Below are 13,460 nucleotides of genomic sequence, written 5' to 3'. Positions count from 1 at the left end.
TGCTTGTAGCTGATCGACGATGAATTCATCGATGTCACCTATGTCCAAATCCAAGCATGAGCAACCGAACGACGGTTAACGTGACAACACCCTTTGGCGAAGATCTGGAAACCGCTTTTCTGCGCGCTGAGAAGCGCGTCATAGAGATTCAGGAGAGCCTCGAAAGCCTGGCGAACGTTCCACATCAAGGCACCCTAAGACCACATCTCGGCAATAACATTCGGAACGTAACCAAGATCAAAGCGATCATTTATTTTGAAGTCGACGATGACAAACTGATCGTACGCGTACTCGCTGTCTTCTATAGTGGTCAAAACCACGATGCGCACATTCTGCTGCGCCTATTGTCCTGACCCCACGCATCCATTGGCCGAGCGATCGGCCGGCAGTTCTCATAAGTCGGCTACCTTTTAATAGCCGAACAGTGCTGAATCTCGAGTGCATTCCTGCGGTTCAAAACTAAGACCTAGCCAAGGATTTCAGTCTGGATGCCATCAGGGTCATGGAGGAGAGTGGTCCACTCAGAGCTGGATCTGCGCGATTGGTGAGCTTTGGTCATGCGATGGTTGGTGGTTTCCCGATCCTGAAAGACGCAGTAATGTACGGTCTGGGTGTTGGTTTTGTCTCTGGGCTAAAAACTGGTCAGTCAGCGCCGTTAGCGACCCGTCGGCTTCTCGCTCCGCGCCATTGAACTTGCTAGTGGTCGAAAAACTCTACCTAGACGTGGTGATCTGCACCACTGGCGATGGAGCAGATCTGGATGAGTTCTTCGGCCACATGAGTGTGTGGGACAACAAGGGTTGGGCGACCCGACGAAAAGCACATCGGTTCATTGAATAATCGGAATTTGCCCTTTCGTTTTGGTGACCAGGTCCGTCGTGCTCTCAGAGAAAAGGCAACTCGCAAAGCGTTGCGCCAACCGGTCCAGCGCCACGTTTTACCGTGACCCTGTCGCCGGGTTCGGCATCGACCGAGACCAAAGCAAAGCCGATATTCTTTTTCATCCGGAAAGACCAGGCGCACGTCGTCAAATCACCAATTTTTACCCCCCCTTTCTCTATGTCGTTCCAAGTGAATTCTGGATTTGCAGGACTGCCAGCGTCCAGCACAACCCCCAATTGATGCCGTTTCGGCCCCTCATCCGCAATACGGCGCAACGCATCGATCCCAATCGTGTCGTCAGGCACATGCAAGTCCACATATTTGCCCATGCGGACTTCGTAGGGATTGGTCTGTCCATCGGTGTCGCCTCCATAGGAAACGAGACCGCTCTCGACTCGCTCACTCCAGTTGGGGTTCCCTGGACCAATACCGTGTGGCTGGCCGGCCTCTTTGACAATGTTCCAGAGTGCAGTGCCTTTGGCACTATCCATCAGGTAAATCTCGAACCCACCTTGTTTGGACCAGCCCGACCGGGCGACGGCGACCGGAATACCGTCAATTTCGGTTTCCCGGAACCAGAAGTATTTCAGGTCTCGCACCCAATCACCAAAGATCGAGGCAACCACAGTTTCCGCCTTGGGACCCTGCACGGCCAGAGGTGAGACATCAGGCTCACTGACTTCCACATCCAATCCGCGCTCTCGTGCGACGGCTTCGGCCCAGAACCAGATATTGCTGTCCGCGATAGACAGCCAGTAGCGGTCTTGGTCCAGCTTCAGTAGGATTGGATCGTTGATAAGCACGCCATGGTGGTTGCAAAGTGGAACATACTTGCCTTGGCCCATCTTGCATTTTGAAAGGTCTCGCGGCGCAAGGATTTGCGCCAGACGCCCGGCATCTGGGCCCTTTAGCTGCACTTGCCGCTCTACCGCAACATCCCACATCGAGACATCGTTGATGATGCGCCAGTACTCCTCCTCTGGGCTGCCATAGGAGGTCGGCATCAACATGTGATTGTAAGTTGTCATAGCACACACACCATCGGCCAAGGTGGCCTCATAGAAGGGTGATGTGCGCAGACGCGTGGACGGAGAAATAGAGAACATGGCTTGATCGCGATTTAAGGGAGACAAGAGAAGGCCGCCGGTCCGGGTGGAACCGGCGACCCAAGGTCAGTTGACTGGTGCCACTGACAGGGAGAAAGCAGCCTTAGGTAAGCCAGATATTGCGTAGAGTCTGACCAAACCCACCAAGAGTTCCAACCGGATGGGGTGTGTACCCCATGACGTTTTGTGCTGTTGCCTCAAGTTGGTTCTGGAACACGGCGTTCACAAAGCCGCCATCGTCGTTCATCATATGCAACATGTCGCAATACATCTGCGCGCGTTTTGCCTCATCCAATTCGGCGCGGGCCGCCAGGATCATGGAATCGAATTCGTCAGAACCCCACATGGTCTCGTTCCAACTGCCACCCCTCATGTGAGCGATGGTCAGGAAGGCATCGACAGTAGGTCGAGCGTTCCAGCCCGACATGGTCATTGGTTTCTGCATCCAGGTGTGGGTCCAGTACCCGTCCGATGGGGTTTTTATCACATTTACATCTACCGCTCCCTTTGCAGATTGCTGGAAAGTCAAGGCAATGTCGTTTGCCGAATTCCCAGCAGTCTCGGACGTATGGAGGTCGAAGCCCGAAACCCCTGCCTTGTCGAAGTAGAACTTTGCCTTGTCGGGATCGTATTCGGCAGGCTTTACGTCCGGGCACCAGTACTTGTAGGTCGGGCCAATCGGTGTGTCTGCTGAAATAGTACCTATTCCCTTGAACACCTGGTTCAAAACAAGTTCACGGTCCAACGCGTGTTTGACACCTTTACGGAAATTCGCGTCATTTGTCGGAGCGCGGTCCACCATCATCACCATGTTGGTAAACGAACCAGTCGGTGTATTGTGAAGCGTCACAGCGTCGTTGGAGTTGAGCTGATCAACAGCGAAGGCCGGAACGTCGTATACGGAGTCTACATCCCCCGCTAACAACGCGCTCAACATTGCGTTTGCGTCCGGAACAGGGATGAAATCCAAGCCATCTAGGTAAGGCTTACCGTCCTCATAGTAGTTTTCGAAACGTTCGAAAACCACTCGCTCGCCGGGAATGAATTCCATCACCTTGAACGGGCCGGAGCCAATTGCATTCGTGAAATCGCTGTGCCCGGCTGGATGGATGGACAGATGGTAGTCTGACATGATCACCGGCAGGTCTGCATTGCCGGAGGACAAGGTGATCTTTACGGTCATAGCATCGGGTGCATCGATTGCAGTGACTGTCGAAAGCAGAGCCTTGGCAGGCGATTCCGAACCCTCGGCAATGTGGCGCGACAGGCTTTCGACTACATCGGCTGAGGTGACGTTCTGACCGTTGTGGAAAACTAGGCCATCGCGCAACTTGAATGTCCATTCGGTCGCTGCATCGTTGACACTCCATTCCTCTGCAGCGTCGCCTTCGACCTCAAGCGAGGGTAGCAAACGAGTCAATCGCTGGTAGACGCAATTGCCGTAGACTGCATCCGAAGTGTCCGTCATCCTGACGGGCTCTAGGGTATCATCGGTGTTGCCCTGCGCGATCCGCAGCCAGCCACCGCGTGTTGGCGACTGAGCGTATGCGGGACCAGCCTGTGCAAGAATGCTGCTTGCTGTGGGCACCAATAAACCAAAAGCGCCTGCGCGTTTGAAAAAACCGCGACGACTGAGCGATCCCGCCTTATATTGGCGTACCAAGCTATCGATATCGGACATTTTTTCCTCCCAGATGACCGATGCGGGTTGCACCCGCTGTTCATCGAAGTTTGAGCGGACGGCACCCTGTACACAAACAACCGATTCCATGACTTTGCCATAACTGAGGTTATGGAAATGTCAGCAGACTTCGAAAAGCCCAGCCGCGCCCATACCACCGCCGACGCACATGGTGACGACCACATACCGAACCCCGCGCCGCTTCGCCTCAATCAACGCGTGGCCAACCAACCGGGAGCCAGTCATTCCATAGGGGTGACCGACGGAAATCGCGCCGCCATTCACGTTTAGCCTTTCGGGGTCAATACCCAGCTGGTCCCGGCAGGGAATGGCCTGGGCTGCGAAAGCCTCGTTCAATTCCCAAAGACCAACGTCATCCACTTTCAATCCGGCACGCTCCAGTAGCTTCGGAACAGCATAAACTGGTCCCATGCCCATCTCCTCTGGAGCGCAACCTGCCACAGCAAGGCCCCGGTATACGCCTAGTGGAGCGAAGCCGCGCCGTTCGGCCATACGGGCCGACATCAGCACACAGGCCGATGCCCCGTCGGACAATTGGCTCGCGTTTCCTGCGGTCACGACACCGGCTTCAACAACCGGCTTCAGCCCCGCAAGCGTTTCGATTGTCGTTCCCGGCCGGTTGCCTTCGTCCAGCCGAACCGTAACGGTTTCTTCGGTAATTTCGCCAGATTCACGGTTTTTGACCAGCTTGGTCGCTGTTACAGGTACGATTTCATCGTCGAATGCTCCTGCAGCCTGGGCGGCGGCCGTGCGCGTTTGCGACAGTGCCGCGAATTCATCCTGTGCCTCACGAGTTACCCCGTGCAGACGCGCTACATTTTCGGCGGTTACAAGCATCGGCATATACGCGTGCTCTGAGGCTTGGACTACCGCTGGGTCTTTTTCGTCCATAACCCAGTCGAAATACCTGGCCTGCACCGCGGAAATGTTTTCTTGTCCTCCCGCCACGACAATGCCCATTCCGTCGACCGAAATCTGTTTTGCCGCTGTGGCAATGGCCATCAGGCCCGAGGCACATTGACGATCGAGAGTCTGGGCTGCAGCCGTTGCCGGGAGACCACCTGCAAGCGCTGCCAGGCGGGCGATGTTCAGGCCGGCAGTCCCAGCGGTCAGTACCGATCCCAGCACCACATCTTCTACCTCTGCTGGATCGATACCGGCCCGACTGACGGCGGCTCGTATGGCGTGTCCAGCGAGTGTCGGCGACTTCGAGTTATTGAAGGCACCCTTGAAAGCCGACCCTATGGGTGTTCGAGCGGTTGATACGACAACGACATCTTTCATATCACGAACCTTCCTATTAGATGAACCGGGCCCTAAGGGCCTTCTTGTCCAGTTTGCCAACCGACGTTCTTGGCAAGCTGTCGGTAAACTCAATCCGGTCTGGGATCGCCCATTTCGAAATCGCCCCTTGGTCAACCGCCACATCGAACGCCATACGAAGACGGTCGTAGGTTTTTTCGGTTTCATCACAGCAGGTAACAATCAGCATAGGGCGTTCCCCCCATTTCGTGTCTGAAACGCCAATGGCGGCCGCTTCACTCACACCTTCAACGGTGCTCGCGAGGTTTTCCAATTCAAGCGAAGACACCCATTCGCCTCCGGTCTTGATCACATCTTTAACCCGGTCGGTGATCCGCAACGTGCCCGTTTCGTCGATGAACCCGACATCTCCAGTATGCAGCCAGCCGCCTTGCCAAAGTGCCCCCGTCCCGGCCTCGTTTTTCAGATAACCTTGAGTTAGCCAGGGCGCGCGCGCCACAATTTCTCCCGTCGTCCTTCCATCGCGAGGGGCATCGTTCATATCCCAATCAACCACACGGATTTGCACAAATGGCGCGGGTTTTCCTGTTGCAATCCGAGCACTCAGCGGTGTTTGCGGGTCCCGCGTGGCCATCATGTCCGCCACTGTCAGGAACGGACAGGTCTCTGACATGCCATAGGCAGCGTGCACGTCAACTCCGTGCTCTAATGCCTGCCTTGCCAGACCTTCGGACAGAGCAGAACCGCCTATGATGACCTTCCAGTTGCTGAGATCTGTTTGCGCGACTTCAGGTGCATTCAGAAGCATCGCAAGTATCGTCGGTACACAATGCGAGAACGTAACACCGTGCTTTTCGATTAGCCCCAAAAGGCGGGCGGGATCGTAACGACCTGGATAGACTTGTTTAAGGCCCATCAATGTGGCGACATAGGGTATGCCCCAACCATGCACATGAAACAGCGGGGTTATCGGCATGTAGACATCGCTCCGGTTCAGCCCGCCGCCTGGTACCGGGCCTAACCCGGCCGCGACCGCCATTGTGTGCAAAACCAGTTGGCGCTGGGAGTAGCTGACCCCCTTGGGATCACCTGTGGTACCGGTCGTGTAGAAAAGCGTCGCTCGGATATTCTCGTCAAAATCCGGGAATTCTTGCTCCGGTTCGCACTGCTGCAGCAGGGCCTCGTACTCGCCTTCCGAGGACTCCACCTCGGGGAACACCCCATCGTCGCTGAGGATTACCAACCGCCAAGGCCGCTCGATCCGCTCAGAGATCTCGAGTAGAAGTGGCAAAAAGTCGACGTGGCACAGGATTACGTCGTCCTCTGCATGGTTGATCGTGTAGAGGATCTGATCCGGCGACAATCGGATGTTCACGGTATGCAGCGTGGCCCCGATCATCGGAATAGCAAAGAAACACTCGAGATACCGATGGCTGTCCCAATCCAGAACGGCCACAACGCTACCCTCACCCACGCCAAGTGAGCGCAACGCCCCTGCAGCCTGACCGACGCGCCTGGCAAAAGTGCGATAGTCATACCGCTTCGTATCGGCGTGTACAATCTCCTGATCTGGCGTGTTTGCCAGCGGCGTGGCGAGGATTTGCTTGATCAACAATGGGTAGGAATAGGCAGTCATGGGCATCTCCGATCGCCCCAGTCTTTGCGTTCTCCAGCCCTGCGGAACAAACAACAAAATCTCGGTCTTTGCCCAAACAAAAGAATACACATGCCTTTGCTATAACCAAAACGACCCCAAACTGGTCGCTATGGTTGTTTGTCTCGCTTCAAGCTTGCGCCGAATATGCCGGAAGCCTTGAAGGGAGGACCAAGGTGTACCGAATTATTCTGACCCGCCTGGCTCAGGGTTTACTAACCTTGCTCCTTGCTTCCATCATTATCTTCGGCGCGACGGAAATCCTTCCGGGCGACGTTGCTGAAGCCATTCTAGGACAAAGCCGCACCGAAGAATCGCTTGCCGCGCTTCGCGAAGAGATGGGACTCAACCGCCCTGCAGTAGTGCGTTATCTCGATTGGCTGGGCGGTATGATCCAAGGGGATCTGGGGACATCATTGGCCACCAAGCGACCTGTGGCTGACATGATAGAAAGCCGTATGTGGAACACTCTGCGGCTTGCGCTTTTGGCAGCGGCAATCTCGGTACCGATGTCTTTGGCTCTTGGCCTTTGGTCTGCGATGCGCGCCGGTGGCCGGATCGACAAAACTCTTGCCGTGACCACACTTGCGTTGATTGCAGTGCCTGAATTCTTCATTGGTCTCATTCTGATGAAAGTTTTTGCAGTCGAACTAAAGTGGCTCTCCGCGTCGGCCAACACGCGGCCCTACTTTGATTTCTGGCAGAATTTCCGGGCCTTGGCTCTCCCCGTAGCCACCCTCAGTTTTGCCGTTCTGGCGCACATGATGCGGATGACACGTTCTTCCGTCATCAACATCTTCACCTCCCCATACTTGGAGATGGCAGCACTCAAGGGCTTGCCCAAGCGTAGGCTGGTTTTGCGCCACGCGCTGCCTAACGCGCTGTCGCCGATCTTCACGGTTATTGCACTTAATCTGAGTTACATGGTGTCCGGTGTCATTATCGTTGAAACCGTGTTTGGCGTACCCGGCTTAACGCGGCTTCTGGTCGACGGTGTCACTCTGAGGGACATTCCACTCATCCAGGCCTGTGCAATGATTTTTGGCACTGTCTATATCCTTCTGAATCTACTGGCCGACGTCCTGTCCATCATGGCGAACCCGCGCTTAAGGTACCCAAAATGAGCGAAGCAACCGATATCCCCACTCCCCGGGCCTCCGTCTTTGCGGGCCTGCGCCTGACCTGGACTGCAGGTATTGCCGGCGCGGTGCTGCTGTTCTGGCTCATCCTTGCGTTTTTTGGGCCATGGATCGCACCCCATGGTGAAGCCGAAATCATCTCAGGCCAGACCTTTGCACCAATAGGCGAAGGCGGTTTGCTGGGTACTGACAAGCTGGGACGAGATGTATTGTCCCGCCTGATCTATGGAGTACGTACAACGCTGTTGCTGGCACTTGTCACCACCATGATCTCTTTTTTATTCGGCGTCGCACTCGGTTTTGCCGCCGCGATTCTGAGAGGCTGGTTCGATATCGTAGTAAGCCGCGTTGTCGAGGCATTCATGGCTTTCCCCTCCACCCTATTGGCTTTGGTTGTCATAGGCGCCTTCGGTACTTCTATCACAGTGCTTGTTCTGACTGTTGGGTTGGTCCTCTCGACCAGCGTATTCCGTGTCTCTCGAGCACTTGGTTATGACATCGGCGTTATGGATTTTGTCGAGGCTGCCCGTGCGCGGGGCGAAGGCACCTGGTGGATTCTGACACGTGAGATCTTACCCAATTCCATGGCCCCCTTGATTGCCGAGTTTGGCCTTCGATTCACCTTTTCGATCCTGTTCCTTTCGGGCCTGTCGTTTCTTGGCCTAGGAGTGCAAGAACCTGCGGCCGACTGGGGGCTCATGGTGCAGGAAAACGTGGGGGGGCTGTTCCTCGGTTCGTCCGCAGCGCTTATACCAGCTGCATGCATTGCCTCCTTGACCGTTTCCATGAACCTGCTTGTTGACTGGTTCCAACAGCGCCAGCAAGGCGAAACTGTTCTGGAGAAGATCGACCAATGACCGACATTCTGACCATCAAGGACCTGCGCGTCGAGGGACGCCCCCCAGGCGGTAACTATGTGCCAATTGTCAAGGGCGTGTCCATGAGCGTCGCCAAGGGCGAAGTGTTGGCACTCATTGGCGAAAGCGGCTCGGGCAAATCTACGATCTCTCTGGCATCAATGGGTTTTGCCCGCCCCGGCTGTCGCATCTCAGGGGGTGAAGTCTGGCTGAACGGACGGGACATTATGAAATTGCCCCCACGCGACCGCCACAGCTTGCGCGGGGACGAAGTGTCTTACGTGGCACAATCGGCAGCAGCTAGCTTCAACCCTGCGCTTAGGATCGGCAAGCAAGTTATCGAGGCACCTCTTTGGCATGGCACCGGAGATGCCGAAACTCTGACCGCGAATGCAATAGAGCTTTACCGCAAACTTGACTTGCCCGCCGCGGAAACCGTCGGCGACAAGTTTCCACATCAGGTTTCGGGTGGTCAGTTGCAGCGCTTGATGGCTGCAATGGCCATGTCCTGTGGACCCGACCTTCTGATACTCGACGAACCCACCACTGCGCTTGACGTAACGACCCAGATCGAGGTGCTGAAAGCCTTTAAGGACATTATCCGCGATCAGGGTACCGCCGCGATTTATGTCACACATGATCTCGCCGTAGTCTCGCAGGTGGCTGACCGAATTCTAGTGCTAAAAAACGGCGAGATGGTCGAGGAAGGCACAACGGATCAGATCTTGCACCACCCACAGCACGAGTACACTCGCACACTGATGGAGGCTGTCCGTCCTGCTCCACACTTGGTGGATCACGTGGAGACAGATCTGGCTCAGAGGCCGGTGATTTCGGCACGGAACGTGACTGCGGGTTATGGAGCTCTGACCATTCTCTCTGATGTATCCGTCGATGTACCTGCCGCTTCGGTCGTGGGCGTAATTGGCGAAAGTGGTTGTGGAAAAAGCACACTTGCCCGAGTTGTTGCGGGCCTCACACCGTTAAAGGGCGGAGAAGTCCAACTCGATGGCAATACCGCCGCTCCAGCAGTGAAGGATCGGTCGATTGAAACGCTCAAGGATTGCCAGATCGTCTTTCAAATGGCTGACACGGCGCTTAATCCTCGGCAACGGATCAGCGATATCCTGGGCCGTCCTCTGGAATTCTATCTGAACCTCAAGGGGCGCGCACGCGCCCAGAAGGTCGGCGACCTTTTGGAACTGGTCGATCTTCCTCGCGATTTCGCCTCCCGCTATCCCGGAGAGCTGTCTGGTGGGCAAAAGCAACGCATTAATCTCGCTCGCGCGCTTGCCGCCGAGCCCAAGGTGATCCTTTGTGACGAGGTGACTTCGGCGCTGGACACCGTGGTGGCCGCAGGTGTGATCGAACTCCTGAAATCGCTGAAGGACAAACTGGGCGTCGCCTACATGTTCATCAGTCACGATCTTTCCACCGTAGCTTCTTTCGCCGATGAGGTGGTTGTACTGTATGCCGGACGTGTCGTCGAAAAGGGACCATCAAAAGCGGTTTTTCGCCCGCCTTTTCACCCCTACACAAAGCTGTTGCTATCTTCGGTGCCCGAGATGCGCCAAGGCTGGCTGGAAGGCGTGGCAGATACAAGCGAGGCAAAGGCGGCTAGCGCTGGCAGCGTCGAAATCGGTGCGCGGGGCTGCCCCTTCGCCAACCGCTGCACCCATATCATTGCGGGAACATGTGATACTCGGACTCCACCTTTGCATGACCTACCCGGTGGATTGAGCATCGCTTGCCATTTGACCCAGACGAACCTGCCCCTAGACTGACGTCGCCTCAGTCCACCAGCGCCTGGTAACTCAGAACTCTAAGCTCACGGCGCAGGGTATAGGCGCTCGAAGGAATTAGCTGCGTCATAAGTATCACAGTCATCTCCTCGATCGGGTCCACCCAAAAGGCGGTCGAGGCCATACCGCCCCAGGCAAATTCACCGGGTGAGCCGATGATTTTGGCCCGCGCCGGGTCTAACATCACCGACACACCGAGTCCGAAGCCAACCCCCTCAAAGGTAGTTTCGCTGAAATGAGCCTGTCCCCGGCTCGCCAAATCGCCGCCCATGTGATTGCACACCATTAGATCAAAAGCCTTGCGCCCTAGTAACCTGCCTCCGTCACATCTGCCGCGCCGAAGAAGCATCGTTGCAAAACGCTGGTAGTCGTCCATTGTGGAGAGCAACCCACCGCCCCCGCTTTCCAAGGTAACCGGCGCAATGAAACCTTTCTGATCATCAGAAGCAACAAAGCCGCCTGGCGCGCGGTCATAGAGCGTGGCCAAGCGGCCAGACTTATCGGCCGATACGGCGAAGCCTGTGTCCACCATTCCGAGCGGATCAAAGATCTGTGTCTTAAGAAATTCGCCGAGAGGCTGACCACTGATAACCTCGATCAAATGGCCGAGAACATCCGTCGAAAGGCCATAAAACCAACGGTCACCCGGCTGAAAGGCCAAGGGAAAACTCGCTAGCACTTCAACAGCTTCCGCCATCGTCGTAAGACCTCTGTCAAAGTCGAGACCGCTATCCGAAAGGGCACGCTCCAGCTCGTTTCCCTGCGGATCACCATAGACGATCCCCGCCTGGTGTGTGAGAAGATCATGGATTGTAATACCCCGGTCAGCTGGCTCGGTCTCGTTCAGAGCGTGACCAGGACCCTTCCAGACCTGCGGGTTTGCGAAATCTGGGAGAAAGTCGCAAACAGGCTGATCCAGTTGAAACGCCCCTTCTTCGTAGAGCATAAGTAGGGCGAGTGAGGTCACAGGTTTGGTCATCGAATAGATGCGCCAAATAGTATCAGGTAATACAGGCCGCTTCGACTTTGCATCGGCAAATCCCGCACGCTCCGAAAAACATATCTTTCCCCGGCGAGATATTTGCACAGCCAGACCAGAAAGGCGTCCGTCATGCACATGGGCGTTCATCCAATTGGTGATGCGCGACAGCTTAATCGGGTCTAATCCCAAGGTATCTTCTGGTTGCAAGTCGTCAGCTCCATATAGTCTCAACGTCAATCTGCACCGAGATTCTCTTGGCGTTCAAGCGATAGATAATCTATCTATAACCTAACTGAAATTATGCTTGAGTTGGCCATGAGTACACGGCGACTTCCCCACCTGAACTGGCTGCGCGCATTCGAAGCGTCGGCCAGGCATCTGAGCTTTACCCATGCGGCGCAGGAACTGAACCTGACACAAGCAGCGATCAGCAAACAAGTGAAATTGCTGGAGCATTACTTGCGCGAGCCGCTCTTTGAGCGCAAACCCAGAAGTCTGGTCCTGACCAAAGTGGGCGCCGCCTATCTACCGAAGGTCAGAGACGGCTTTGAACGCCTGGCCGCGGGAACCGAGGAAGTGTTTGGCCTGCGGCGCTCCGAAGTCCTGACCGTGCGGGCGCCGGTCGGGTATTCAGTTAACTGGATCGCGCCGCGACTTCAGGGATTCTTTGACCGCCACCCGGACACTGAAGTGCGTCTGGTCTCAAGTGTATGGGGAGATCAGTTCGACAATGAGCGGTTTGATCTCGATATCCAATACGGCACAGGGAAGTGGCCAGGATACAAAGCCGACCGGTTAACTTGGGAGGTGATCAAACCGGTTTGCTCTCCAATTTTGCTTGAGGGTTCCAAAGCGATCCGCAAACCAGATGATCTTGCCCACCATCGCCTGCTACACGTGCTCGGTTACGAGGAGGGTTGGGCTGACTGGTTGCGTTATGCAAAGGCAAGCGGTGTCAACTCGGGCCAGGGGTTACAGTTCGACACCTCGCTGCTTGCTTTCGAGTTTGCCTCTCGTGGTGGCGGTGTAGCTTTAGCACGGTCCTCAATGTGCGGCGTCGAGATCGAGCGCGGACGACTTGTTGAACCCTTCGAGCTCGAAGCGCCCCTGCAGGAGGCTTTCTACTTGATCGCACCGGAAGCGGATCGCGACCATCCTGATGCCCAAAATTTTCGCGAGTGGCTGATCGAGACGTCAGAAAACGACCTCGAAAACAAGCGCATTCGAGAGACCTATCCGGCTTGAAGCCGCACGCCTGCGTCAAGACGAATGGTCTCGCCGTTCAGCATAGGGTTTTGGATGATGTTAACGGCAAGGCGCCCAAATTCCGCGGGCTCGCCAAACCTGTTTGGAAACATCCGGCCATCTAGCATCCCGTCGATTACCTCCTGCGGAATATGATCAGCGATCGGAGTGCGAAATAATCCGGGCGCAATTGTCATGACCCGCACTCCGCGGGGCATGAATTCACGGGCGGCCTGCAATGTCAGACTGGCAATCGCGCCCTTTGAAGCCACATAAGCCCCCTGCCCAATTTGACCCTCGATTGAAGTAATCGAGCCTGTGTTGATGATAATCCCGCGCTCGCCATCTTGATTGAGCGGCTCCTGCTGCATCATCCGGGCTGCGCATTTCGTCATGACGCTGACGGTTCCCATCAGGTTGACGTTGATCACCCTCGCGAAAGCTTCCATATCAACTGGACCGTCCCGTCCGACAAGTCGCATACCGCCGGGGATGCCCGCACAGTTGACAACTATGCGAATTGGTCCGCTCCGGTCTTCGGCCAGATCCAAAGCGGCCTCGACCGCAGAACTGTTGATAACATCACAACCTATGCCAAGCGCGCCGATTTCCGCTGCCGCGTTTTTTACCCGAACTTCATCGAGGTCCAGCAAGGTAACTCGTGCTCCGGCTTTGCTGAGCGCCTGTGCAGTAGCAAGCCCCAGTCCTGATCCTGCCCCGGTCACGATCGCAGATAGTCCTTCAATATCCATGCGTGATAATCTCCGTTTGTTCAAAACTTCTTAACCCAGAACCAGAAGGTAAACATCGAAGTTCTATTTACCCTTT

The 13,460-nt window shown here is 55.6% G+C and carries 12 protein-coding genes; 6 read left to right on the top strand and 6 right to left on the bottom strand.

What is annotated here, in order from left to right; all coding sequences use genetic code 11:
- Nucleotides 1-56: 56 nt before the first annotated feature.
- Together ACR0LN_RS21655 and ACR0LN_RS21650 are read left to right on the top strand one after the other, a co-directional pair.
- Nucleotides 57-353 (top strand): type II toxin-antitoxin system RelE/ParE family toxin, encoded by a 297-nt coding sequence (locus tag ACR0LN_RS21655; RefSeq protein ID WP_480432658.1) that lies wholly within the window; start codon nucleotides 57-59, stop codon nucleotides 351-353.
- A 346-nt stretch (nucleotides 354-699) separates the two neighbouring features.
- A complete protein-coding gene (locus ACR0LN_RS21650; RefSeq protein WP_171212423.1) occupies nucleotides 700-840 on the top strand; it encodes a hypothetical protein in 141 nt (46 codons plus the stop codon).
- Nucleotides 841-884: 44 nt separating this feature from the next.
- Here ACR0LN_RS21650 and ACR0LN_RS21645 read toward each other — a convergent pair whose 3' ends face one another.
- From ACR0LN_RS21645 to ACR0LN_RS21630, 4 genes are all read right to left on the bottom strand, one after another.
- Complete coding sequence (locus ACR0LN_RS21645; protein WP_170709391.1) at nucleotides 885-1,988, bottom strand: glycine cleavage T C-terminal barrel domain-containing protein; 1,104 nt, start codon at nucleotides 1,986-1,988, stop codon at nucleotides 885-887.
- Nucleotides 1,989-2,091: 103 nt separating this feature from the next.
- Nucleotides 2,092-3,669, bottom strand: coding sequence for an ABC transporter substrate-binding protein (locus ACR0LN_RS21640; RefSeq protein WP_170724908.1), 1,578 nt, complete (start codon nucleotides 3,667-3,669; stop codon nucleotides 2,092-2,094).
- A 120-nt stretch (nucleotides 3,670-3,789) separates the two neighbouring features.
- Complete coding sequence (locus ACR0LN_RS21635; RefSeq protein ID WP_170709388.1) at nucleotides 3,790-4,974, bottom strand: acetyl-CoA C-acyltransferase; 1,185 nt, start codon at nucleotides 4,972-4,974, stop codon at nucleotides 3,790-3,792.
- A gap of 16 nt (nucleotides 4,975-4,990) precedes the next feature.
- Nucleotides 4,991-6,589, bottom strand: coding sequence for a fatty acid--CoA ligase (locus ACR0LN_RS21630; protein WP_254447391.1), 1,599 nt, complete (start codon nucleotides 6,587-6,589; stop codon nucleotides 4,991-4,993).
- 134 nt (nucleotides 6,590-6,723) lie between these two features.
- On the opposite strand from ACR0LN_RS21630, the gene ACR0LN_RS21625 reads away from it, so the two are divergent.
- From ACR0LN_RS21625 to ACR0LN_RS21615, 3 genes are read left to right on the top strand one after another with little or no spacing between them, the layout of a single operon-like run.
- Complete coding sequence (locus ACR0LN_RS21625; RefSeq protein ID WP_480432652.1) at nucleotides 6,724-7,731, top strand: ABC transporter permease; 1,008 nt, start codon at nucleotides 6,724-6,726, stop codon at nucleotides 7,729-7,731.
- Nucleotides 7,728-8,603 (top strand): ABC transporter permease, encoded by an 876-nt coding sequence (locus ACR0LN_RS21620; protein WP_142638852.1) that lies wholly within the window; start codon nucleotides 7,728-7,730, stop codon nucleotides 8,601-8,603. Before ACR0LN_RS21625 ends, ACR0LN_RS21620 begins: the two co-directional genes overlap by 4 nt.
- The gene (locus tag ACR0LN_RS21615) at nucleotides 8,600-10,387 is read left to right on the top strand and encodes an ABC transporter ATP-binding protein (protein ID WP_170667826.1); all 1,788 of its coding nucleotides are present in this window, start codon (nucleotides 8,600-8,602) and stop codon (nucleotides 10,385-10,387) included. The genes ACR0LN_RS21620 and ACR0LN_RS21615 overlap by 4 nt, the downstream gene beginning before the upstream one ends.
- 7 nt (nucleotides 10,388-10,394) lie before the next feature.
- Here the strand turns inward: ACR0LN_RS21615 and ACR0LN_RS21610 are convergent, their stop codons facing one another.
- Nucleotides 10,395-11,594 (bottom strand): serine hydrolase domain-containing protein, encoded by a 1,200-nt coding sequence (locus tag ACR0LN_RS21610; RefSeq protein ID WP_245223334.1) that lies wholly within the window; start codon nucleotides 11,592-11,594, stop codon nucleotides 10,395-10,397.
- 93 nt (nucleotides 11,595-11,687) lie between these two features.
- On the opposite strand from ACR0LN_RS21610, the gene gcvA reads away from it, so the two are divergent.
- Nucleotides 11,688-12,632: a transcriptional regulator GcvA gene (gcvA, locus tag ACR0LN_RS21605; protein ID WP_480432648.1), complete on the top strand. Its 945-nt coding sequence runs from the start codon at nucleotides 11,688-11,690 to the stop codon at nucleotides 12,630-12,632.
- Here the strand turns inward: gcvA and ACR0LN_RS21600 are convergent.
- Nucleotides 12,620-13,384 carry an SDR family NAD(P)-dependent oxidoreductase gene (locus ACR0LN_RS21600; RefSeq protein ID WP_170724910.1) on the bottom strand — a complete coding sequence of 255 codons (765 nt, stop codon included), beginning with the start codon at nucleotides 13,382-13,384 and terminating at the stop codon, nucleotides 12,620-12,622. The genes gcvA and ACR0LN_RS21600 overlap by 13 nt on opposite strands.
- Nucleotides 13,385-13,460: the final 76 nt, after the last annotated feature.

It is taken from the genome of Ruegeria sp. AA6, from assembly GCF_056542865.1.
The sequence above is the reverse complement of the archived record's forward strand: the minus strand, read 5'-3'. Positions and strand labels throughout refer to the sequence as shown.

Bases quoted from the DNA above. Each gene is read 5' to 3' on its own strand.
- ACR0LN_RS21600 (WP_170724910.1), bottom strand. From the start codon at position 13,384: ATGGATATTGAAGGACTATCTGCGATCGTGACCGGGGCAGGATCAGGA.
- ACR0LN_RS21645 (WP_170709391.1), bottom strand. From the start codon at position 1,988: ATGTTCTCTATTTCTCCGTCCACGCGTCTGCGCACATCACCCTTCTAT.
- gcvA (WP_480432648.1), top strand. From the start codon at position 11,688: ATGCTTGAGTTGGCCATGAGTACACGGCGACTTCCCCACCTGAACTGG.
- ACR0LN_RS21615 (WP_170667826.1), top strand. From the start codon at position 8,600: ATGACCGACATTCTGACCATCAAGGACCTGCGCGTCGAGGGACGCCCC.
- ACR0LN_RS21630 (WP_254447391.1), bottom strand. From the start codon at position 6,589: ATGACTGCCTATTCCTACCCATTGTTGATCAAGCAAATCCTCGCCACG.
- ACR0LN_RS21655 (WP_480432658.1), top strand. From the start codon at position 57: ATGAGCAACCGAACGACGGTTAACGTGACAACACCCTTTGGCGAAGAT.
- ACR0LN_RS21620 (WP_142638852.1), top strand. From the start codon at position 7,728: ATGAGCGAAGCAACCGATATCCCCACTCCCCGGGCCTCCGTCTTTGCG.
- ACR0LN_RS21640 (WP_170724908.1), bottom strand. From the start codon at position 3,669: ATGTCCGATATCGATAGCTTGGTACGCCAATATAAGGCGGGATCGCTC.
- ACR0LN_RS21635 (WP_170709388.1), bottom strand. From the start codon at position 4,974: ATGAAAGATGTCGTTGTCGTATCAACCGCTCGAACACCCATAGGGTCG.